The sequence below is a fragment of the Novosphingobium sp. BL-S-21 genome, from assembly GCF_055521655.1.
This window is the reverse complement of sequence record NZ_JBVFVP010000003.1, coordinates 395,987-417,391: the sequence shown is the minus strand read 5'-3', so window position 1 is coordinate 417,391 and position 21,405 is coordinate 395,987. Positions and strand designations below refer to the sequence as shown.

Annotated in this window: 15 protein-coding genes and 3 pseudogenes; 6 read left to right on the top strand and 12 right to left on the bottom strand. The window is 57.4% G+C overall.

What is annotated here, in order from left to right; genetic code table 11:
* The 3 genes from ACZ1J6_RS24240 to ACZ1J6_RS24230 all read right to left on the bottom strand — a co-directional run bounded on the left by ACZ1J6_RS24240 (position 1) and on the right by ACZ1J6_RS24230 (position 5,455).
* Positions 1–1,974 (bottom strand): S9 family peptidase, encoded by a 1,974-nt coding sequence (locus ACZ1J6_RS24240; protein ID WP_465128293.1) that lies wholly within the window; start codon positions 1,972–1,974, stop codon positions 1–3.
* Between the two features lie 86 nt (positions 1,975–2,060).
* Positions 2,061–4,796, bottom strand: a complete 2,736-nt coding sequence (locus ACZ1J6_RS24235) for a TonB-dependent receptor domain-containing protein (RefSeq protein WP_465128292.1) — start codon at positions 4,794–4,796, stop codon at positions 2,061–2,063.
* Positions 4,797–5,224: 428 nt separating this feature from the next.
* The gene (locus ACZ1J6_RS24230; protein ID WP_465128291.1) at positions 5,225–5,455 is read right to left on the bottom strand and encodes a PilZ domain-containing protein; all 231 of its coding nucleotides are present in this window, start codon (positions 5,453–5,455) and stop codon (positions 5,225–5,227) included.
* A gap of 334 nt (positions 5,456–5,789) precedes the next feature.
* On the opposite strand from ACZ1J6_RS24230, the gene ACZ1J6_RS24225 reads away from it, so the two are divergent.
* The gene (locus ACZ1J6_RS24225; RefSeq protein WP_132269420.1) at positions 5,790–5,978 is read left to right on the top strand and encodes a hypothetical protein; all 189 of its coding nucleotides are present in this window, start codon (positions 5,790–5,792) and stop codon (positions 5,976–5,978) included.
* A gap of 289 nt (positions 5,979–6,267) precedes the next feature.
* Here ACZ1J6_RS24225 and ACZ1J6_RS24220 read toward each other — a convergent pair.
* A pseudogene (locus tag ACZ1J6_RS24220) lies at positions 6,268–6,630 on the bottom strand (transposase); the annotation flags it as partial.
* A gap of 449 nt (positions 6,631–7,079) precedes the next feature.
* Here ACZ1J6_RS24220 and ACZ1J6_RS24215 point away from each other — a divergent pair.
* Both ACZ1J6_RS24215 and ACZ1J6_RS24210 read left to right on the top strand, forming a co-directional pair.
* Complete coding sequence (locus ACZ1J6_RS24215) at positions 7,080–7,877, top strand: hypothetical protein (RefSeq protein WP_465128826.1); 798 nt, start codon at positions 7,080–7,082, stop codon at positions 7,875–7,877.
* On the top strand, positions 7,877–8,623 hold the full coding sequence (locus ACZ1J6_RS24210; protein WP_465128825.1) for a class I SAM-dependent methyltransferase: 747 nt from the start codon (positions 7,877–7,879) through the stop codon (positions 8,621–8,623). The genes ACZ1J6_RS24215 and ACZ1J6_RS24210 overlap by 1 nt, the downstream gene beginning before the upstream one ends.
* 116 nt (positions 8,624–8,739) lie before the next feature.
* Here the strand turns inward: ACZ1J6_RS24210 and ACZ1J6_RS24205 are convergent.
* From ACZ1J6_RS24205 to ACZ1J6_RS24185, 5 genes and pseudogenes are all read right to left on the bottom strand, one after another.
* Positions 8,740–8,820: pseudogene (locus ACZ1J6_RS24205) on the bottom strand (DUF2274 domain-containing protein); the annotation flags it as partial.
* Positions 8,821–9,557: 737 nt separating this feature from the next.
* The gene (locus tag ACZ1J6_RS24200) at positions 9,558–10,160 is read right to left on the bottom strand and encodes an ankyrin repeat domain-containing protein (RefSeq protein ID WP_465128824.1); all 603 of its coding nucleotides are present in this window, start codon (positions 10,158–10,160) and stop codon (positions 9,558–9,560) included.
* A 215-nt stretch (positions 10,161–10,375) separates the two neighbouring features.
* Positions 10,376–10,588, bottom strand: a complete 213-nt coding sequence (locus tag ACZ1J6_RS24195; protein WP_465128823.1) for a hypothetical protein — start codon at positions 10,586–10,588, stop codon at positions 10,376–10,378.
* Positions 10,589–10,975: 387 nt separating this feature from the next.
* Positions 10,976–11,440, bottom strand: a complete 465-nt coding sequence (locus ACZ1J6_RS24190; RefSeq protein ID WP_465128822.1) for a hypothetical protein — start codon at positions 11,438–11,440, stop codon at positions 10,976–10,978.
* A 294-nt stretch (positions 11,441–11,734) separates the two neighbouring features.
* The gene (locus tag ACZ1J6_RS24185) at positions 11,735–14,095 is read right to left on the bottom strand and encodes a TonB-dependent receptor plug domain-containing protein (protein ID WP_465128821.1); all 2,361 of its coding nucleotides are present in this window, start codon (positions 14,093–14,095) and stop codon (positions 11,735–11,737) included.
* 323 nt (positions 14,096–14,418) lie between these two features.
* Here ACZ1J6_RS24185 and ACZ1J6_RS24180 point away from each other — a divergent pair, with 323 nt between their 5' ends.
* Positions 14,419–15,075, top strand: coding sequence for a DsbA family oxidoreductase (locus ACZ1J6_RS24180; protein ID WP_465128820.1), 657 nt, complete (start codon positions 14,419–14,421; stop codon positions 15,073–15,075).
* Between the two features lie 602 nt (positions 15,076–15,677).
* Here the strand turns inward: ACZ1J6_RS24180 and ACZ1J6_RS24175 are convergent.
* The gene (locus ACZ1J6_RS24175) at positions 15,678–16,739 is read right to left on the bottom strand and encodes an SDR family oxidoreductase (RefSeq protein WP_465128848.1); all 1,062 of its coding nucleotides are present in this window, start codon (positions 16,737–16,739) and stop codon (positions 15,678–15,680) included.
* 104 nt (positions 16,740–16,843) lie between these two features.
* Here ACZ1J6_RS24175 and ACZ1J6_RS24170 point away from each other — a divergent pair, with 104 nt between their 5' ends.
* Positions 16,844–17,224, top strand: a complete 381-nt coding sequence (locus ACZ1J6_RS24170) for a winged helix-turn-helix transcriptional regulator (protein ID WP_132269424.1) — start codon at positions 16,844–16,846, stop codon at positions 17,222–17,224.
* A 45-nt stretch (positions 17,225–17,269) separates the two neighbouring features.
* Here ACZ1J6_RS24170 and ACZ1J6_RS24165 read toward each other — a convergent pair whose 3' ends face one another.
* Both ACZ1J6_RS24165 and ACZ1J6_RS24160 read right to left on the bottom strand, forming a co-directional pair.
* Complete coding sequence (locus tag ACZ1J6_RS24165; protein ID WP_465128819.1) at positions 17,270–18,460, bottom strand: FAD-dependent monooxygenase; 1,191 nt, start codon at positions 18,458–18,460, stop codon at positions 17,270–17,272.
* 254 nt (positions 18,461–18,714) lie between these two features.
* Positions 18,715–20,433 carry an alpha-L-fucosidase gene (locus ACZ1J6_RS24160; protein ID WP_465128818.1) on the bottom strand — a complete coding sequence of 573 codons (1,719 nt, stop codon included), beginning with the start codon at positions 20,431–20,433 and terminating at the stop codon, positions 18,715–18,717.
* A gap of 679 nt (positions 20,434–21,112) precedes the next feature.
* On the opposite strand from ACZ1J6_RS24160, the pseudogene ACZ1J6_RS24155 reads away from it, so the two are divergent.
* Positions 21,113–21,399: pseudogene (locus tag ACZ1J6_RS24155) on the top strand (co-chaperone GroES).
* Positions 21,400–21,405: the final 6 nt, after the last annotated feature.

Genomic DNA, 21,405 nt, shown 5'->3' with positions numbered 1-21,405 from the left:
CTACTGCCCTTCCGAAAGCAGTGTACGCTTCCAAAATTCCACGCTGGCCTGGAAGTAATATTCCTCGTTTTCCTTCTTGTGGAACCCGTGCCCTTCGTTGGTGGCATTTAGGTACCAGGTGGGATTACCTGCCGCCCGCAGAGCCTTGGCAATCTGCTGGCCTTCGGAGGCGGGAACGCGCGGATCGTTGCCGCCTGTCGCAATGAACAGCGGGATGTGGATTTTCGAGATGCTGGTGAGCGGCGAGATCTCCATTAGCTTGGTACGCTGCTTGGGATCGCGCTCGTCCCCATATTCCGGTCGACGCAAGTCACGCCGATAGCTCTGGGTGTTCTCAAGGAACGTCACGAAGTTTGATATTCCGACATAGCAGCTCGCACTTTTCAGCTTGTCGGAGAAGTGTGTCGAGGAGGCATAGCACATGTATCCGCCATAGCTGACGCCTGTCACTGAGAAGCGGCCGGCATCGAGCGTGCCGTCTTTTGCGAAGTGATCGAGGAAGGCTCCGATGTCCTTGACCGAATCCTCCCGCTTGAAGGGACCATTGTCGAGATTAACGAAACGCTTGCCGAAGCCCGAGGAGCCCCGAACATTAGGAAAGAACAGTGCGATGCCCAGTTCGTTCAGGTAATAGTTTTCCGCTCCAAGGAAATCAGGGCGGGTCTGCCCTTCGGGCCCCCCATGGATGTCGAGCAGTAGCGGGCGCTTGCCGGGGAATTTGGCTTGATCGGGACGGTAAAGGAAGCCGGTCACGGTCTCGCCGTCGAAGCTCTTGATGGTGACGAGTTCGGGCTCTACATTTTTTGCTGCGTCAAGCCCGCCTGTCTCGCTTGCGGTCCAGCGGGTAACCGCCAATGTCTTGGGGTCGACTGAAAAGGCATCGCCCGGGACTTTGGCGGAGGACAGGCTGAAGCCAATGGCTCCCCAAGGCGCGATCTGAATGGCAGGGCCGATCGCCCAGGGGATGACCCCCGTCGGCAGCCCTGTGACCTTTCGGATTGTGCCGCCGGGCATGTCCATCACATGAAGTACGCTTACGCCCGCCTCGTTTGTCGCATAGGCGATAAAGCTACCATCTCCGGCCAGCGCGTAGTCGCTGACGTCCCACTTTTCCCGGGTAATCGGCGTGAATTTGCCGCTCTTGGAATCGAGCTTGCCGAGCTGCGTGAAATCGCTTCCGCCAGCATCGCTCAGCACCCAGATGGTGCCGTCAGCGGCGTATTGCGGGTCGATAAACGAGGCTTCTGCCTTGGCATCGGTCAGCGCGTTGAGCTTGCCCGAGGCAAGCTCCACTTTGTAGACCACGGATTTGTTGATCGACAGGCGATTGACGGCCAGCGCGGTTCTGCCGTCGGGCGCAAAAGCGGCAAAGGTGAAGCCACCGCCGCTAACCTGCGCAACGAGGCGGTCGCTCTTCGGCTCCCGCGGATCGATGACATAGAGGTCCATGTCGGTACCGTTGCGGCGTGTGGAGGTGTAGCCCATCGTTTTGCCATCCGCGCTCCAGGCACCGAGCCAGTTCCGGCTCTTCCCATCAGTTATGCGCTCGAGCCGCCCATCCGCGAGACGATAAAGCTGATAGAATTCATCCCCTCCGCTATCCTGCATGACCACCGTGAGGTGGTCCTTCGCAGGCGACATCGAGGAGGCCAACACTGGTTCCTTGCCGAAGCTGATCTGGGTCCGCGCGCCGCCCGGCGCCTTCACGACGTGAAGCTGGTTAGTCGCACCGAATCGAGTCTTGACCAGCATAGAGCGGTCGGTGGTATTCCAACCGAGGAAATCGGCACGGCGGGATTCCAGGTAGGGGCGGGTCGCAGAGACCACAGAATCGGGAATTGCGGGAACGTCCTCGATGTCTATAGCGGCGGGCTTTTCGGCATCGGCGTAGGCGGGGGTGCCAACCAGGGCCAGCAGCGCCAATGCACAAGCGGAACCTGCGGAAAGGCGATGGAGCGCGGCAGGTGATTTCATCAGGCGGTCCTCATGGGAAATTGGGGAAATGACAGGAAGGATCGGCGCGGTCCTTCGCGGACCGCGCCGAAGTGATACCACAAGCCTTACAGCGCGACGCGGGCGCCGATCGTCACGTAGCGTCCCACCACGTCATAGTAAGGCGAGTAGAGCGAGCCGACTGGCGGATCTTTGTCGAAGAGATTGTTGACATTGGCATAAAGCTCGAGCTGCGGGCCGGTATCATTCTTGATCCTCACCTTCATCTGCGCATCGAAGTAGGTATAGGCTTTGATGTGGTTGTTCGAGATCGCCAGCGTCGAGTTGTACTCGCCGGGCGAGATATAGCGAGCGCGCACGAGACCCGACAGGGCCTGGCTCTCATAACCAACCGTGGCATTTACACGCCACTTGGGCACGCCGAGACCGAAGGAATAGCCCTGCGAACGGACATATTCGATCTGCGAGACACCGTCGTTGGTAGTCAGACTGTCGATCCAGGTACCGACGAGACCGAGCCGGACCTGTCCCTTGCCAGAGCCGAAGACTTGGTCAAGCGGTAGGACGTAATCAACCTGGGCATCGATACCGTTGGTCTTGTAGTTCGACAGATTGACGTAACTTGACACGGTGCGGGTGATTTGCCCAGCTGCGTTGCGCTCAACGCGGCCGCACAGTTCGTTATTGCCGTTGTAGCACCGCGTCACCAGATCTTGAGCCGAGATTGTGGTGATCACGTCGTCGATAGTGATGTCGAAGTAATCGAGCGAGAGATTTAGGCGGGGGATCGAGGGCGGGTTCCAGGTCGCCCCGAAGGTCCAGGTATCGGCCTTCTCCGGATCGAGATCCGGATTGCCGCCACCGTTGCTGAGTACGTATTCGGTTTGCCCGTTCCAGGGGTTTACGATATTATTGTAGCCCGTCGTCGACTGCGTGAAGAGTTCCGAAAGATTGGCCGAGCGGATGTCTCGCGAACGCGTGATGCGGCCACGGAAGCCTGGAAAGAATTCGTTCGTTGCGCCCAGCTTCCACGACCAGATTGAGCCAGAGGTATTATAGTCCGACAGGCGGACTGCGCCGTTGAAGTCAAACCGGCGCAGAAGCGGGGTGTCGTGGACCAGCGGAACCAAAACTTCAGCGAAGGCTTCCTTCACGTTGAAGCTGCCAGATAACGGTGAGAAGCTGAACGTTCGATAGGCGCCAGCGGCATCGAGGTCGCTCACGGTCTGCCGAATCGATTCCTTGCGCGCTTCGGCGCCAATAGCGATCGAGACTGGGCCCGCAGGAAGTTGGAACGGCTCGCCGCGAAGGCTGATGCCGCCGACATCAAGCTTGGACTTCGCGCGCATCGAAGGGGTGCCGGTGACGTAATCGATGGCATCCTGTGAGGGGGAGCCTTCTCCGAACAGGTTAAGCGGTGCGCAGCCGGAGTTTGCATTGGTCAGGGCCACGCGGCACACGGCAGCGCCACTGGCCGGATCGATAACAGCATCAACAGCGTTCGCGAAATTTTGCGTAAGCAGGAAACCGGGGGTGTCGATGTTGTTCTGGTACTCACCGTGGCTGTAGTAAGCGCTGTAGCGCCAATCTCCGCCGAAAGTCCCATCAACCGCGAGCGTACCCTGCGTAGTCTTGCGCTCAAAATCGATGCGAGAGAAGGACAGGTCGTTGTTGAAGCGGCCCATGTAAAAACCGGTCTGGCCTGCGCTTGCCAAGGTGTCCTTGATGCCCTGCGACAGGAATGCGTTTTCTGCACTGATATAGACGCCAGAGCTTGCCGAACCCTGCACGTTATCACCGAACCAGGTGTAGTTGTTGTACATGCGCGAGTGCCGCAGTTCAGCCGTAACAGTCAGTGCGGGGCTGACTTCATAGCTGAGGCTGGCCATGCCCGAATAGCGGCGCTGCGGTGTGACAAGTGGGCTCAGGTCGTCGTTCGAAGGACCCTCGCCGCCGGCCGAATAGCTCCCCGAGACGGCATTGCCATAGTCATAAGGACGCAGCGATCCGTTCGAATTGAAGGCTTGCCCCCTCAGCGCGCCCGACGTGATGAGGCCGCCGTAGGCCATGTTCGCATAGCCAACATCCGGCGTCATCGTTCCGTTGAAGACCGCCCAGCGGCCCACGTTCGGGCGGCTGACCTTGGGCACCACGCCTTCACTGTCGTAGAATTCGCCGCCTACCACGAAGTGGCCGCGACCGTCTCCAAAGGATACCCCCGCCTTGCCTTCGAAGCGATATTCGAAATCGTCATTGTAGCGCGACAGGCCGGCAGAGGCTCCCAATGTAGCGCCGGTGTACTTGCTGTCAGTCTGGAGATTGACGACACCAGCCACTGCGCCCGAACCCCAGGCCGCCGAAGCGCCGCCGGTGACAACGTCGACGCCCTTCAGCATGATCGATGGCACAGTATTCAAGTCGTTTTCGCTAGAGAAGCGGCGACCATTCATGAGCACGAGCGTGCGGTTCACGCCGAGTCCGCGAAGATCGACCGGTGCTTGTCCAGCGCCTGTATTCGTGCCGGTCGTCTGGGGCGAGGTGGTTGCGCGAAACTGCGGCATGTCGTTCAGCGCCGCAGCAACGTTGGCGCGCTGGCCGACCGAAAGATCGTCGGCGCCGAGATGCAGTGTCGGCGTAGGCGCGTCGAAGCCGGAGGCATCAATGCGGGAGCTGGACACGACGATCTCACCCAATGGCTCGTCGGGGGCAGCCGTGTTGTCCTGTGCTAGTGCCGGGAGCGCGAACGCCATGGCGGCGGCAAGCACACTGGCGCTGCCGGTCAGCCGGTTACGAAAAGATTTCATTAAGAAGCCCTGTTGCTGAGCCTCATTTCCTGAGGCCATTTATGTTGGTGGCCTCCCCCATGAATATCTATCAATGAGTGTTTGAACGCGCTCCGCTGTCACCGCCAAGTATAAGGCCGCGATCGATGGATATTGCGTTTATGTTGAGGTGCGACCCTCTAGTGTCTCATTTTTATTGCAAAGGTTTGTAACAATGGCGCCGCGATACACAACAACAATTTTTGCACTTGAGCAGACGCAAAAATGTTGCACCCTAGTGCAGCCCTTCCACGCTTCGCACCCTGTCGATAAGATCTGCACTGTGAAATGCTGCCGATTGCCGCGATATACGGCCTGAAGATGATCAACGGATTGTGCAAACGTCCAAAGCGGCTGACCACATGTCGATCCGCCATAGACACCATTTGTAACTCATCGCACGGGCCCCGAAGAAGTCTAGTCGATCCTGTCTAAAGTTCATCGATCCATCAAATGGCTTGCGGTCGCTCTGCGATATCCGCAAGCAGTTGATTCAAGTCTTTCTCTCGGATTACTCTCTCGAACTGAAATCCCGCCTGGTGTCCATGTTGCCAGACTAAATGGGCATCGATCCGGCCAATGAACGGAAGGAGAAGCTCAACACGTTCGCCGAGCTCAAGAGCAATCGTGCCCTCGTTCATGAAGCCTTGCGCTGAAAGATTAATAATATGCAAGGCCATGTCGCCCAGCCGGCGATTGGTTCCAACCGTCTGAAAATCGACTCGGTGTCGCAGGGCTTTCCGTGCATCCCTCACCGACAATTTAGCTCGCATTGTCACTGCGCCAATTCTCCGCCCTTCGACGACCAATTTAGACACAGATAGTTAAATTTATGCTAAGTCCAATCACCATATTCGCGGAGCGCTAATTAAATACACGTCAAAATGATGAACTTTCATTCATCTCATATCTATTTTGAGGGATGATTTTATTTTTCGCGTAAGGGATGCCGATAGCTCTCAATGACAGCATTGTAATGGCGAGCGGCGTCGATTTGCGGTGTATGTTAAACAGATGCAGAAAAATCTCAATTCTTCAGTGCAACTTTTTTCAGCCGTCCCGGCTCCTCGCATCGAGCATGTTTTCATGACCTTATCAACCGCAGGTTTTTCTCAATGGCCTCAAGACGAGGAAGACCTTTTAAGGTTTTTCACGTTTATGCTTGATTTACTTCAGGCTGGTGATTCAACGCCGAATCATTGAGTTACCCAATCCCGGGCTGTCTGCGAAAATCTGGGCAGCAATTGTTTGGAACTAAGGCGTGGTAAGGAAGGTCTGTCGGGATGTGCACAGACTGCTCGGCGCGTCATTTGGCGAACTTCACTAGCCCGTCCTATTCATAAAGCGCCTGCATTCCCGAGCGCGCACCTGCTTGCGGATTTTCCACGTAATCAGGTCGAGCGGGATCGTAGCGTCTTTTTCATCGCGTGGGATCGAGAGGTTTGCTGGGTTGAAGGGCGGGGTTGAGCGTTCTGCGGCATGGCCGCCCAAGCTAAGTCGGGGTTATCCTGAGCGCGGCGGCCATGGCCTGGAACACGGCGGCGTCGGGACAGGCGGAAGCGAAGGCGACACGAATGCGGGTGGCGGTTTCGATGACGCGGGCGGCGACCTTGAGGAGCCGCAGGCGCAAGGTGGCGAACTCGGCGGTGGCAAGAGCGGAGGCCCTTGGGATGGCCCGCCGGATGCGCCACATGATCCAGAACGCGGCGGTGTGCAGGATGAGCCGCATTTGGTTTGCGTTGGCCGAGCGGCACGAGGTGCGATCGCTGGCGAGTTGCGTCTTGTGCAGTTTGATGAGGTTTTCGGCTTGGCCACGGGCACAGTAGAGGCTGTCGTAGATATACTCGGCGGAGCCTTATCCAGCCTCTAAAACAACCTTCAGTCGAGAACGCTTGGATGTAACGAGATGAACAGCCTTGTAGCGTGCCAGATGCTTTGATCATTCGCTGTTCCGAGCTATCGCCGACGTTCCAAGCTAGCCGGATCAACTCAATCGTCAGGGCTTATTTACTCGATATGGCATTAATTACAATAACATAGCTAAGAGATGGCACCGCCTTTCCCTTAACGACTTCTTACCATAAATCAGTACCCAGACGCGCAGACTAACGGCAATCGCGCACGCTATCTCCTACCCATTCTGGATAGATTGACCGCGAATTTTTATTCTCTACCTTTTTGGTTGAAAAGGTGGCGCTTGCGGAAGCGCGCCTGTTTCGAAGCCTTGGCGCAGCCAAGCTCTAAACCTCCTGGCTCAAGGATGTGAAGGTGAAGCACCTATCCATTCCCAATGCAGTGCCGCCCATGGCGATATCCTCGGTCTTTCCCGGATCCGAGCGGCAAGTCGAATTCGTCGGTCCTCCGGGAGTTGGGAAGTCAGCTATCTATCAAGCGGTGCATGCTCGATTGGGGCGGCAGCGAGTCTTTCGCACGGTACAGGAAGGCAGGCTTCTGGCGGCGATGGCAAACCTGGATCGCGTTAGTCCATTGCGCCGTATCTCCTATCGATCAGCCTTCCGGCTCCCACGAATAGGGGACGTATACGCCCGGCGACTGGCGATAACTGCTTCGGAAGTTTCATTCCGGCAGACTTTGCACGATCAAAGCGCCTTCCTGGAGTGCTGCATCGAATTGGCCCGGACAGGGTTTGGAGATGCGTTCTCCCGATTCTCCAGGCTACCGATCATGTTGGAACATCTGCGCGACCTGCACCTTTGGAACCGTCTTCCTCCTGCCGTACAAATTCTCCAACAGGACGCCCTTGTTCAAAAGGGATGGGCCTGTGACCGCCCGCTGAGAGAGGCGTATTTTTCTTCGGTGCCAAAGCCCGGAGCGGTCGTAGTGGTCGCGGCGCGGCCCGACGTGATTGTGGAACGCCTCCGCAGTAGGGACCGAAGGATCAATGCCCACATCGATCTAAGCCCGAGCGAGCTTCATGCCGCCACCGTAAACGCCGCAGAAGCCTTCGATCTTGCATCTGACATCATGACGCGCCGTGATGTCCCCGTGCTCGAAGTGGACGGCGAGGCGGACCTTGCGGATGCGGCAGAGCAAGTTGCAGGTTTCCTGCAAGACAGGATGCTTCAACAGGAGATCAATTGATGGATTTTCAGACATTAAGCACCGCATACACGGGCGCGGCAGCAACAGGATATGATGCCCGCCGCGCGCCGACCACGAAGTGGCTTGGAGAAGACAGCGCGGTTGACGAACTTCTGCGGGTCGTCACTGCCGGCTCCACCGTGCTTGACATGCCGGTTGGAACCGGGCGCTTTCTCAAGCTCTACCGCAAGCGCGGCATGACCATAGTTGGACGCGACATTTCTCCCGACATGCTGAAAGCCGCGCGCGCCAAGCTGGAAGAAGTCGACGAATTGGAAGAACTGCACGGAAACGGCGAAGCGGGCTGGACGGACTGCACGCTCCAACTCGGAGATATCCGCGCCATTCCGGATGATGATGACACTTACGACTGCGCACTCAGCAGTCGTTTCCTCAACTGGGTCGACGCTCGCGGTCTTGAGGAAGTCCTGGGCGAATTGCGCCGCGTTTCAAAGCGCTACCTGATCGTGGGCATCCGCCACCAGGTTCCAACCCGAGACTTGCTGCTTAACGGGCCAAAAGGCTTGCGGCGTTTCGTGACAAGATATTTGCTCGATTTCAGGCGATCCCTGAGGCGACTGTTGAGACACCCCAAGGCGAACGCCCCTCACACGATCCAGCATGACAGGGATGTGATATTCCAAACTTTCCGTAAGCTGAAACTTCGCATCGATACCCGAATACTTGTCGAGCACGGGCGTGACGGCACGGATTACTACTTCTACCGCCTCATAAAGGAGGCATAACGCCAGCATAACCGCCAACGGCACGTCCGTCGGCCTAGCTAGCTAGATGCCGTAATTGCATTGCACTGTCACGCGTGTCACAAAACGCGTGACGGGCGCGCACCTCACGCAACGCATTATTTCCCACTACGGCCGCGCGATCTAGAGAACGCGCGATCGCTGCTCAGAAATGCTTCGAGCATCGCTGGAACTAGAGTAGAAAAAGCCTCTTTGCCCTAATCCTTCGCATCCCCAGGTTTAGCGGCAGACATGGAACTTGTGGTGGTGGCGCCATTCGGTTCAGCAGCGTCGATCGTTTCAGCGATAGCGGTGGCCGCTCCAATACCGCGGGCGATCATAGCGGCGATAATCATGATATTGGTCGCGTCGCCCTTCGTAGCGCTGGTGATCGCGAGGGTGTGCGTCGGCCGTAGCGGCTATGCCGGGCCGCCAGCTATTGCCGCAAGTACAAGAGGTTATTTAAGAATTTTCATAGTGGCCTTCTTATGGTGGAAGCCATGAGATGGCTCGGTGGATGGATTGCCGATGTACGCCGCGACGACTTGTGGCTCGTTCACTGCAACTAGGGGTGTGCGCCCTTATGTCCGGGATCGGGCATCTCCCCCCTCAACCGGGCGATTAAGGTTGACCTCGCCGTCGCCGAAACCAGGCGATGCAAAGAGCATCATCTGTTCGGCCTTTCACCCGACGTGAGCGATCTCTCCCGAGGCCGCTTCGAGCTTTAAGAAATGGGAGCACCGCCGGTTTCGCCGCAGTCTTCGGGAAGATGTGGCCCACCTGGCGGCTTATCATGAATACGCATCGCTGTGTTCAGCGGAAAGCCTCTTTCGACAAGAGACTCAGGTCATCATCGCCGGGGCATTCGTAGGCCATCGTAATTGGTTGTGCATGGTTCGCTTCATATCGCGAAGTCGCAGGACGCTCCGAAACCTCCCTAAGGTCCGAGTTCCAAGAGCCAGGACGCCATCTCTTCGTTGCCTTGGGCCCGGGCTAAGCTGACAGCATCGTTTCCCGCAGCGTCAATCGCTCGCAGATCCGCGCCGTTGGAAACAAGCAAATCGATAATATCGCGGTGACCAAAAAGTGATGCCATCATCAGTGGCGTTTGACCGGCGGAATTGCGCTGGTTGGCATCAGCTCCTGCATCAATGAGTTTTTTCGCAATCCTGAGGTGGCCCTTAAAACACACTCCCATTAACGGGCTCCCGCTCACCGTGTCACCATCGGCCACCGCGCCCAGCTCGAGGAGCAATCCGGTTGTGCTCTCGTGACCATTGTACGTTGCGAGTACCAGCGCCGTATGGCCTTTGATATCGTGGGCTTCCAGATCCGCACCTGCGTCGATCAGGGGGGTGATCATATCGTCCCGTCCGATTCGCGCTGCTTCAAACAGCAGCTCTTGGATCCTTTCGGGCGATGGCAGGGACGAGTCATTTACAGATCCCGGGGGGCCTTGGTCATGGCGCTGGTCGTCAACGGATTGTTGATCGGGGCGGTTCGCATTGGCTTTCCCGCGAGTATCGTTCGATCCTGTCATGTGCCAAGCTCCGGCGTTCCCAAAAAGGGACATTGTTTGGGCCCGCGCCCATTCATTCACCACAACATCGGCTGTATCGATGAGTTCCGAAAGTTTCGCGAACGCTATCAAGCGATCGGTTAATGGCAGCCGAGGCGGAGCAATCCAGCGGGTGTAAGCGGTAACCGCGAATCGCGGACGTCGCCAGGTTGTGGTGCCCTCCCCTTCCTGTTGGGCTATTCCCTGCTTTGTCGGGCTGCTTGTTGTTCGCTGTCATCGCCGCCGAGATCGAGTGACCATTTGATTATCTGCTCTTCGGTGATCCGGGCTAACAGGTTCAATTTCTGAGCTTCTGCCGGGTCAGAAGACGGCGCTGTTTGCAGCAGGTCAATCTTTTGCAAGAGGCGGCTTCGCTCGATATTAAAATACTTAAGGCATTTTTCGAGCATGTCCCCGGACCCCCAAATATATGGACTTACGTGCCCGGTGGATTTCGAAGAAAACGCCGAGATTGTTTGCGGATCGCCGCAACGAAGCGGACTGAACTGGCGGTTCTAGGCAGGAGTGCTGGCGGTTATCGAAAAAATTAGCAATAGGCGGGATGATCATTGTTCACATCCGGTCTACAATGCTTTTCTCCCTGCGAGAATGCCACCGCGGTTTAAGTTAAGGCTGTAGATGGGAATATTCAATTCGCCTGACGATGTCGGCCAGCGGCAAGGCTCACCCCGCGCGAGCATCGCAAGATGAGCCCGAGTCTGTTCAAAAATAGAATGATACTTGCAGGTCGGGAAATCAAGAATTGTGCGGCGGCTAAAATTAGCCGCCGCATAGTCTCATTCTTCGTTATCTAGGCCTTCGTCTTCGACCATGCCTTCGATCGATTCATCATCGTCTTCAACATCTACATACTCCAACGGATTGAGACCGAGCTCAGCAGCAACCTCGAGTTCGGTCGCAACCACCTCAATCTGGTCTCCATTTTCGAGTTCGATTATCGTCACTTCCGGTTCCTCACCGGCCGCAAGATGCACGACATCATCGCTGTCGATCTCAACGTCATCACCATCGACGTTCTCGAACGTTGCTTTTGGCATAAAGCTCACTCCATGGGGGTCAAGCCACAACACCGTGTCCATTGATTTGGTTTCGGTTCCGGGGTTTTTTGCTGTTCCGCTGGGCTTTCGAGGGCCTGGGCTTGATCGAGATTGATAAGCTCCAAGCTGGCAACGTAGCGAGCCGCCGGATATCGGAGATGGGTTCTTTGAAAGGTTTGGGAGTTCCGCGCGGATTGGCGTCACGCAAAACTCCCAGCGACACAAATCCGATGGTGTGCACCGGTTCTGCGGAGCCGATTCGAGTCTTCCAAGGATGCTACGCCAAGTCGGGCGGCGCTATCGGGAAAAACCCGGACCCAGCAATGGAATACATATCTTAGAATGGCGCGCCGTCCATCCGCTGACAGAGCGGATCATAAAGCCAAGAGTCCGACGGTTCGCGCCGCGGAAAGTCTGCTGTCGCCGATTTGAACGAGATCGAAACAGAGAAGACCGGAGATCTTAGAATCCTCCGGTCTTCCCATTTGGAATAATGATCTACCAGTTTAGGCCGGCCCGAATATAGAGGTAACGCCCATTGAAGCCAAACGGCGAGTAGTACGGGAATGCGGTCACGCCCGTACTGTTGAGAGCTGCCGGAGTTTGTCGGGGATATACGTCGAAGAGGTTGCTAGCACCAACTGCCAGATCTAAAGCAGAAGCATGGGGCTGATAGCGTACTTCCAGATCGGTGACTGCACGCTTTCCGGTATTAAGATCGCTCGTGGCCACAGTGCCGGGTTGCAGCACATCGCCGTAATATGTGACGCGCGCCGTCGCCCCGAGATTGTTGCCAGTCCAGACGAGCGTGCCTGACACCTTTTCACCAGGGGTGCCGTCTTCGATCGTCAGGATCCGGCTACGAGCAAACAGGGTCGACAGCTCGCTGGTGGGGACCTTGGTGACTTTGATGTTGTTGAGGTTGCCCGCAACCGTGAAATCGAAAGTGCCTGCGGCGTCTGTAAGCACCTTGTAGCTTGCGACCGCGTCAACACCTTTGGTGGTCGTGGCCAGTCCGTTGAGGAAAAAGCGGGCAGCGGACACGCTCTCGATACCGGTGACCGGGATATTTTCCGAAAGCCCGATCTGGTTGCGAACGTGGATGCGGTAGCCGTCCACGGTGAGCGAGAAGCCGCCGGCACGCACAACGAAACCGGCCGACAGGTTGGTGGACTTTTCTGGTTCCAGCGGTTGACCCCCCAGCGATACGGCTTGGGAAGAAGTGGAAGGGTAGGTTCCTGTGCTGAGCGGATTACCGTTCTGCACGACCGTAGTGATAGACGTATAATACTGCTGGATGAGACTGGGAGCACGGAAGCCGGTCGAGGCCGTGCCGCGAATAGCGAACGCGGGAGCAATGTCATATCGCACTGAGAGCTTGCCGGTTCCGGTCGTGCCGAAATCCGAATAGTCCTCCCCGCGACCCGCTAATCCGATCAAGAGCTTATCGGTGACTTGAGCTTCGAGGTCTAGATAGACGGAACCGTTCTGACGGTGCCTATCAACCACGTTCTGCGGCCCGAATCCGGGGAAGCCCTGTGCGCCAGGTGTTGCGCTGGGAAAGGCCGTGCCATAGCCATAAGAAGCGGGTTCGCCGGCCTTTATCTGGTAGCTTTCGCGGCGCCCCTCTGCGCCCCATGCCACGTTTAGCGACTTGAAGACATCAAATTTCCTGGAAAAGTCTACCCCAGCGACCCATTGGTCATAGATCGACGCACCGTCGTAGAAGTCGGTCGGACTATCCGCGCCGTAGGTATAATTCGCGGAATCGCGCGTCCAGTAATCGATGCGGTTGCGGCCATAGCTGGCGTTGAAGTCGGCTTTCCAGCCAGCGATTTCGCCGCGCAGCCCGCCGGTCACTGTCAAGTCTTTGGAATGAGTGTTGATCTTTGGAAGGAACCCTTCAAGGCCGTAAGCCCCCGCTCCCGTGGTGCCTTGTGTCAGGCGCGGGAACGCGGCCGAACTGGTGTCACGGTACTGATAGCCACCGAAGGCGTAGATTTCCCAGGTCTCGCTAAGCGGCTTAGCCGAGTTGACGTAGACGGAGTAGCTGTCGACCTTTGGATCGCCGAAGCGGTTGTCCACGACCGGGATGGCCAGGCGCGGGTCGACGTCGCCGCGGCTGGTTGGATTGCGGTGGGTATATTCGCCCGACACCGTCAGGAAGCCATCTTGCCCAAGCTTGATGCCCTGCCATCCCGCTGCAGTGACAATACTTTCACCAATGACGTGGCGGCTGTCCCGCGCGGTGTCCACCTGCGTATCGTAGAGACCGTAAGTCACCGTGCTGCCGCCGCCGTGATCGGCTTCGCGAAGGCGCAAGTTCACGACGCCGGCGATGGCATCCGAGCCGTATTGTGCAGAAGCGCCGTCTCGCAGCACCTCTATGGAACTGAGCGCAGTGGATGGAATCGTGTTGAGATCCACCGCCGCGGAACCGCGCCCGACCACCCCGTTGACGTTGAGAGAGGCCGAAGTATGAGCCCGCACTCCGTTTATAAGCACAAGCGTCTGGTCAGGGCTCATCCCGCGCAAGATCGCTGGGCGGATCGCGTCGGTGCCGTCGTTTGCGGCAGGGCGCGGGAAGGAAATCGAGGGAACCGAGCTCGCAAGTGCCGTTGCCAGTTCTGTCGTGCCTTGCTGTTTAAGCTCTTGGGCCGTCACCACGTCCACTGGCGAGGCACTATCAAGCTTGGAGCGTCCCGCGGCACGTGTACCGGTCACGACAATATCATCGCTGCTGCTGTTATCGACCGCTTCCGTATCGGCGGCAGCTTGCTGTGCAAACGCGGTCCCGCTCGTGACCAGTGCACCGCCGGAAACGGCAGCAAGTAACAGAGCAGTTTTCAACGTCATCATATTCTCCTCGCGCGTGAAGACGGGACGTTCTTCTCGCGGTATGTCCTGAACCTTGTTGTGCTGTCTCCCGCAGCTGGTGGTATCAGCGCGGAAGGATGCAGCATCACCGCCTGGTCTTCGTTGATGACGGAAATGGCACGAAAGCGTGGGATGTGTCTGTTTAGTTTTTGAAATATGACACGAAGTTCTTCTTGCAGAAGGAATGTGCGCCGCCCCTTTTTAGCCCAATGTCGGCCGCGCCCCCTCCCCGCGCAGCGACACCTCTCCTATTTATACCCAGATCGAATGGTTGAGCCGGCCAAAAGCACAAGAAGGATTTGTCGATGACGCAGCGTATCAAAATCGACTTCGTTTCCGACATTGCCTGTCCTTGGTGCATTATCGGCTTGAAGGGGCTTCAGATCGCGCTTGACCGCCTCAAAGGCGAAGTTTTGGCAGACATCCAGTTTAGGCCCTTCGAACTCAATCCGACGATGGGCCCCGAAGGTCAGGATCTGGGAGAACATATTGCAGAGAAATATGGATCGACACCCGAGCAATCGGCCGCCAATCGTGCTGCGATCCGCGACCGCGCGCAAAGCGTCGGCTTCGCGATCAAGATGACGAATGACAGCCGTATCTTCAACACTTTCGATGCCCACCGGCTTCTGCACTGGGCAGGCGAGCTTGGAGATCAAACCGCACTGAAACTTGCATTGTTCGAGGCCTATTTCACGCAGGGTGCCAATGTTTCGGATCATCATGTGCTAATGAGGGCGGTCCAGGCGGCGGGCTTGGACAGCGAGCGCGCGCGCGAGGTTCTCAAGAGTGAGCATTATGTGGAAGCGGTTCGGGAGGAGGAAGCTCTCTGGCAGTCGCGCGGGATAAACAGCGTTCCGGCAATCGTGGTCGACGATCGTTATCTGATCAGTGGAGGGCAGCCGCCTGAGGCGTTCGAGCAGGCACTTCGCAGTATTGCAGCTCAGGCGCCGACCGAGTGAGCATCACAGCGTGGGGGTTAAAACTGATCGCGCGGGGGAAACGCCAGAAGGTCGATGCAAGAGGCGTTTCGTTTGGGACACCGCCTTTCCGGTGTATTCGCCCATTACCCGTTGCCCGTTGCCCATTGCGCCCGCTGCGGCGCGATAGCCCAGCTGGCGAGCGTGATAAACAAAACAATACCGATCCCGCTTGCCAGCACGCTGTGTGGCCGGCGCAAGCGTCGGCGGGCGTACGCCCGAGCAAACCTACTTTGACAATCTGCCGCAGGCCGTGGCAGCGTGAATTGGCCGCGACTTGCGGGGCGTCGCTCCGGCCAGCTACGCTCGCCCTCCATGACGCAGCGTGAACAACCAACCCGCAGACGATCAGCCTATCAGGCGTCAAGGCTGTTGAGACAAACCCGGGCACTTCTCAGAGCCGAACAAGTTGGGCCAGGATAATATCTTCGTTCATGTAGCTTAAGGCTGATGGCAGTTCCCGTGGAAGCTGCCAGCAGCGGCCGGCGTTGGGAATGGCTTTGATCCGACCAATTGGCGTTTAGCCTTGGAATACCCGCGCTTCCCCAATTCAAGACTTGAATGTCTCTCTTTCGGGCGATGCCCTAGGGAATGAGACGATCCAAACGAAGCCGTTCGAATAACGCGAAAAAGGCGTCATCGGTGGGTTGATAGGACGTAAAGCCAAGTCGCCGGCTTTTCGACATGTCTGTCACCACCTCGATCGGTCGGCCAAGATCTGCGTCGGTGTGCCAAGGAGATGCGAGACGGGACAAATCAGGCTCGGCCAAGCCTTCCCGATCGGCAATCTTGCGCCAGACCTTGGCATCATCCGCCATCTGCATTTCCAAAGGCCGCACAATCCCATCGAAAGGTACAGGCTCGATGCCGAACCAATCTGCAATGCGGCCCCACATCCACTGCCAGCGGAATACATCGCCATCGACCACGTTGAAGTCTTCGTTGTGCGCAGGTTTGGTCTCGCTCGCCCAAAGGAGATGGCGCGCCAGCTGCCGAGCATCAGTCATGTCGGTCAAGCCGCTCCACTGGGCCGCGGAGCCCGGGAAGGTGAATGGGCGTCCCAACTCCCGGCACAAAGCCGCGTAAACCGCCAGGGTCGTTCCCATGTTCATGGCGTTGCCGACCGCCTTACCTATGACGGTATGGGGACGATGAATGCTCCAGGTAAAACCATCGCGCCGAGCCGCGGCGAAAAGCTCATCTTCCTGAGCATAGTAGAAGTTTTCGACATCGAGCCGGCCTTGCTCCTCGCGGAAAGGCGTCTGGGGCAGGATGCCTTTTCCGTAGGCCTCGAATGGGCCAAGGTAGTGTTTGAGGCCAGTAACCAGCGCTACGTGACGGGAGCCGGACGCCCTCGGTAAACTGGCGAGCAGGTTACGAACCATGTTCGCATTCACCCGTATGTTTTCCGCCTCGCTGTCTTGGCGTAGCCAGGTAGTGATGAAGATTGCGTCAGGATCAATATCCGCAAGCGCGGCACCGGTCGCTTGCTCGTCCTGCAGGTCGGCGGCAATGGGGATCACGCCGTCCTGTTCGATCGGCCGCCTGGCCAGCCCATATAACTTCCAACCTTGCTCGACTAATAATGTCGCCGTTGCGTTTCCAACGATCCCGCTTGCCCCCACTACCAAGGCCGTTTTCACCATCTTCATTTCCTTCGTCTCGTGCATGGGCAAATCAACTAGGCACGAAGCGCGTTTGCTTCTAGACGGCACCAAATAGGTCACTAGGCACCAAAAGGTTACCAGCTATGTTCCCAGGTACGGCTGAAGAAGAGTGGCGCGAAGACTGCGCCCCGCGCCGGGTGCTCTCGTTGTTCGCAACCAAATGGACCAGCATGGTGCTGCACACCTTGCACGCTCGTCATGGTGGCACTTGCCGCACTGGCGTACTGCAGCGAAGCCTTCCAGGCATCTCGAAGAAGATGCTGACGCAGACCCTACGAGATATGGAAGAGATCGGCTTGATTAGCCGCCATGTCCAAAGCGATATGCCGCCAGCGGTGGAATACCGCCTTACAGAACTGGGCGTGCGTTTCGTTGAGCCGGTTGAATTGCTCTACGCATGGGGCCGCAGCAATCCCGATGCTCTCGAGCAACTTGGCACCAGAGCAACGAGCAGAAGACGCTGACATGCCCGGCCGCTTTTCGAGCGACGCCGCGTTGGAACTTGCCGATCACACTTCGGGGTAGCGAGATAGGTCGACTTCCTTGCCTGGGCCGCTGAACATCTTGGCGGAGAGATTGCGGACCGGGTCAAGACTAGCGAGACCGAGCATGCCATGCAGCAACCGAATACCCAGGCGGGTTTGAGGATGCATCAAACGCGGTCCGATCTTGGGGACGCCCTGTCCATCCTCCACCATCGGCCGCATCTGCGTTTCATAGGCAGCGAAAGCTTCTGCCACGGCATCTGCGCGCGCAAGTTCTCCGGCAAGAACATAAGCGCCGGTCACGGCAAGTGTAGCTCCTATCCCTGCCAGTGGGGTTGCACACCAAGCCGCATCGCCCGTCAACACCGCACGTCCTGAAGACCAGCGCGGCATCTTCACTTGGCGCAGCGCATCGAAGTAGAAGTCTTCGGTGTGGTCCATGGCTTCGAGAATGCGCGGTGTTTCCCACCCGGCATCCGCAAAGCAATCGCGCAGGAAGGCTTTCTGACGCTTTGTATTCCAATCCTGCGCGCCATCGGCTTCTTTAAAGATCGACAACATCGCGCGTGCCGTGCCGTGGCGGTCTGGGCGCAGTGATACGCTGCGTTTGCCAGGCGCATTGTACCACCGCCACATTCGATCATCGTCCGGCGTCCGGGGAATAGTGAAATAGGCGATAGTCAGGTCCATCCAGCGCGGCTCGTTCTCACCAGGAAAGACCAGTTCTCGCGTGCCTGACCCAACGCCCTCCGCGATAATCAGCGCATCAAAATCGCCGGTTGCGCCACTTGCGAATGTAACTGAAATGGCCTGATCAATCTCGTCAACCCTGACAATATGATCGCCGAAGCGGAAGCGCGCGTCATGTCTGGCTGCATCGTAAAGCAAGCGAGCCAGGTCGCCCCGCAGGATTTCAATTTCAGCCGTTGGGCCGTCTCCTTCGATCTCGCTGACAAGGAAGCGTGCAGCCTCGCTCCCGTCAGCATTGACCCATGCTGTCCCTTCCTCACCTGTACCTTTCTTTAGCGCCTCGGCCTCGAGACCCATCCGCTGAAGTACCTCGCGCCCGACCCCGCGAATATCAATGTTCTGGCCTCCATCACGAAACTCGGGTGCGCGCTCCACAACGGTTATATCGAACCCACGCCTCATCAATGCGAGGGCGGCTGCGTTACCAGCGATGCTCGCGCCGGTGATCAGTAGGTGCTGTGGCATAAGGTCGCTTCGGCCATGATCCGGTCCTAAGGTTCATTCCAAGAAACCCATGCATCTTGGTAGCGTTCCCCGTGGATTTATGGCCCCCGCTCCGCGAAGTCTCCGCTACATCTCACGAAACCTTGAATCGTGTTCCGTGGCCGATTCAGGCGCGCGACTTTCTGCCCTCCAATCCGGGAAGCGGAAGTTCGTGGAAGACTTCGGTCAAAGGCATAGGGAAACCGGATGCTTCGAGCGCCATTCGCAGCTCTCAATTACGTTGCCAGTCCGGTGCCGTTGATGACAAGAGCGAGTCCGATAGAGTTGCGGCAGGTATCGGGCACACGAACTTCGAGCGCGTCGGCCGATCGCGTGAATGGAAGAGGTAGCTCGCTGCCAGGCAGCGTCACGCGAGATACTTCGCCTCTACCAACGGGATTACTGCTTCCAAGCAGCGTTAGGCGCACTCTGCCTTCCTCAGGCCAACCCAGGATCAGTGCGTGAACCGCACCATTGCGCGTCACATATCGCACGTCTTTTGCCGTATAGATGGAGGTCTGACCACCCTCCGAGAAAGCTCCGCCGCCGTTCACCGCTGATCCCTCTCCATGCAAACGCCACGGGCGGGTGCCGTAGATTGCCTCTCCATACCGGCCCATCCACGTCGCGATCTCTTCGACGATCTGCCGCTCCTTTTCATCGATAGTACCATCCCCCCGGATTGGCACGCTCAGCATCAAGTTACCGTTCTTTGAAACTACATCACACAAGGTATGAATGACCTTGGCTGGGGTCTTGTATAGGTTTTTGCGATAATATTCCTCGCCGTAGAACCAGTTTCCGAGGCATGTTTCCGTTTGCCAGGGAAACTGGTCGATATAGCTCTTCTGGCCCCGCTCGACGACATCGACGAGACCCATCCGCCGCTGCGGAGGCGTTTCCTTGGCTGTGACCACACCCTCGAGGTGCCCGCCGTTCCACTCCATGTTCCGGTTGTAAAAATACGCGGCCATGTCGAGCCCAGCCTGTTGCAACGGCAGGTCATGGTTGTCGAAGTAAAGCATATCGGGCCGATACTTGTCGATCAGCTCTTGGCATCGCAGCACCCACCGCCGCACAAACTCAGGATCGGGCGGCACGCCCTCATTCCACAATCCATCTGTCGCGGCATGCCACGCGTCCGCCTCAGCAATTGAAGTGATGCCATCTGGCATCGCCATGCTCGCCCGCGTGTAGAGTTGCTGCGGATCCAGTCCCTCCCACCAAGTACCGCGCCCGGAGGCCTTTGTCAGTCTGGCGGCATCGTAACGCTGTCCCTGCCGCGATCCCTCGGCATCATAGCCGTAAGCCGCCTGGTTCCAGTGCCAGGCATGGCCGGAATGGTTTGATACGGCAAAACGCAGCCCACGCTCACGCGCAAGCTTTTCCCACGTACCAATGACATCCTTGCGCGGTCCTATTCGAACCGAATTCCATTCATGGTGAGAGGAGGCGAAGCAATCGAGATTGTCGTGATGATTGGCGATTGCCATAAAATATCGAGCGCCGGCTCGCTTGTAGAGATCAAGAAGTTCCGCTGGATTCCAACGCTCTGCTCGCCAACGGTTCTGGATTTCCATGAACCCGCTATCTGCAGGATGTCCGTAATTCTTCAGATGGTGTTGATATGATGGATGCCCCTGAAGGTACATGTCCCGGGCATACCAGTCGTCGCCTGCGGCCGGCACGGATGCAGCACCCCAATGCGCCCAGATACCGAATTTCGCGTCACGGAACCAGTCGGGTGCGCTATATCCTGCCGTTAACGAAGCCCAGTCCCCTACGAATTTTTGCGGGGGCGGCACCTTCACCGACCGCACCGTCGATGCCGCATTTGAAATTCCGGTAAACAGCGATGCAGCCGTTCCGGCAAGGCCTACACCCAGGATCGTCCGTCTCGTCGGCCGCATGTTCTTCCCCCCCAACAACGTCGATGTACCGATACCGTCTTTCATTGGTAAAGGTTACTTCCACCAATGCCAGAGCCTAATTCGAGCATCGTGTTTTTTTTCGGTTTTGACCGGCCTTCCAAAGGCTCTCGTTTTGGGGATGGCGACAGCGCTTCGGAATTTGGCTATCGTCATCCCCCAAAGCGGCGCCTCGGCCTTGAGCATTGCAGAGGTTGCTAGCGACTGATCTCTGATAATAGCATGGAATATCTTCTGTAGCCCTGCTGGCCATCGCAATGATGTTTCGGAGGAAGCGCGCGGATTCCGGGGTTGTCCCGGCCACACGGGGGGAGTGAGGAGCCGCAGTGACGATTAAATTCATGCAAGCTTCACTCTGAAAGCTTTGTTGCGAATATTCCGCAATCGGAAGCCTTAGAGGCAACCTATAGCTTTATTGGGGCCCTGAAAGATGAAACAGGTCCGGCTCATGCGGGCGAGATTGGTGAAAAGCTATGGGATGGTTCAGGGAAAATGCGCCTAATCGTCCGAAATTTCTGATCTCATCCGCCAGAATGGTCGCTCTGAGCTTCGGCAGAGCGAATGCCATACTTGATTTGAAATCCGCCCTGCCCATATACAAACAACTGGCACTCTTTCATCGTGACTGCCAGATCGCAACGCGCGGCGCTGGCCTCTCTTGTGAAAGCGACGCCTAGTCGCGGCCCAGCGACAGGATCGCTCCATCATGACATTGCGCCCCTTGGACGACCGCGTTCTCGGACGCCGGCTAAAAGCACCCAAGAGGGCCGCCGTCGGCATCATCGTTCCTGACAATGCCCGTGAAAAGCCGCAGGGAGGCGAGATCGTGTCCGTTGGCTCGGGCACCAGAGGGGAAGACGGGACGATTATTGCGCCTGACGTCGAGGCGGTTGCCGCATCTTGCTCGGCAAATGGTCCCCCACTGAGTTCAAGGTGGGCGGCGAAGACCCCGTTATCATGAAGGAAAGCGACGCGCTCGGCATTCTTGGCTGAGTTGTC

Bases quoted from the DNA above. Each gene is read 5' to 3' on its own strand.
- ACZ1J6_RS24185 (WP_465128821.1), bottom strand. From the start codon at position 14,095: ATGATGACGTTGAAAACTGCTCTGTTACTTGCTGCCGTTTCCGGCGGT.
- ACZ1J6_RS24160 (WP_465128818.1), bottom strand. From the start codon at position 20,433: ATGAAAGACGGTATCGGTACATCGACGTTGTTGGGGGGGAAGAACATG.
- ACZ1J6_RS24240 (WP_465128293.1), bottom strand. From the start codon at position 1,974: ATGAAATCACCTGCCGCGCTCCATCGCCTTTCCGCAGGTTCCGCTTGT.
- ACZ1J6_RS24230 (WP_465128291.1), bottom strand. From the start codon at position 5,455: ATGGCCTTGCATATTATTAATCTTTCAGCGCAAGGCTTCATGAACGAG.
- ACZ1J6_RS24210 (WP_465128825.1), top strand. From the start codon at position 7,877: ATGGATTTTCAGACATTAAGCACCGCATACACGGGCGCGGCAGCAACA.
- ACZ1J6_RS24235 (WP_465128292.1), bottom strand. From the start codon at position 4,796: ATGGCCTCAGGAAATGAGGCTCAGCAACAGGGCTTCTTAATGAAATCT.
- ACZ1J6_RS24165 (WP_465128819.1), bottom strand. From the start codon at position 18,460: ATGCCACAGCACCTACTGATCACCGGCGCGAGCATCGCTGGTAACGCA.
- ACZ1J6_RS24225 (WP_132269420.1), top strand. From the start codon at position 5,790: ATGCAGAAAAATCTCAATTCTTCAGTGCAACTTTTTTCAGCCGTCCCG.
- ACZ1J6_RS24200 (WP_465128824.1), bottom strand. From the start codon at position 10,160: ATGACAGGATCGAACGATACTCGCGGGAAAGCCAATGCGAACCGCCCC.
- ACZ1J6_RS24180 (WP_465128820.1), top strand. From the start codon at position 14,419: ATGACGCAGCGTATCAAAATCGACTTCGTTTCCGACATTGCCTGTCCT.
- ACZ1J6_RS24170 (WP_132269424.1), top strand. From the start codon at position 16,844: ATGTTCCCAGGTACGGCTGAAGAAGAGTGGCGCGAAGACTGCGCCCCG.
- ACZ1J6_RS24175 (WP_465128848.1), bottom strand. From the start codon at position 16,739: ATGGTGAAAACGGCCTTGGTAGTGGGGGCAAGCGGGATCGTTGGAAAC.
- ACZ1J6_RS24215 (WP_465128826.1), top strand. From the start codon at position 7,080: ATGGCGATATCCTCGGTCTTTCCCGGATCCGAGCGGCAAGTCGAATTC.
- ACZ1J6_RS24195 (WP_465128823.1), bottom strand. From the start codon at position 10,588: ATGCTCGAAAAATGCCTTAAGTATTTTAATATCGAGCGAAGCCGCCTC.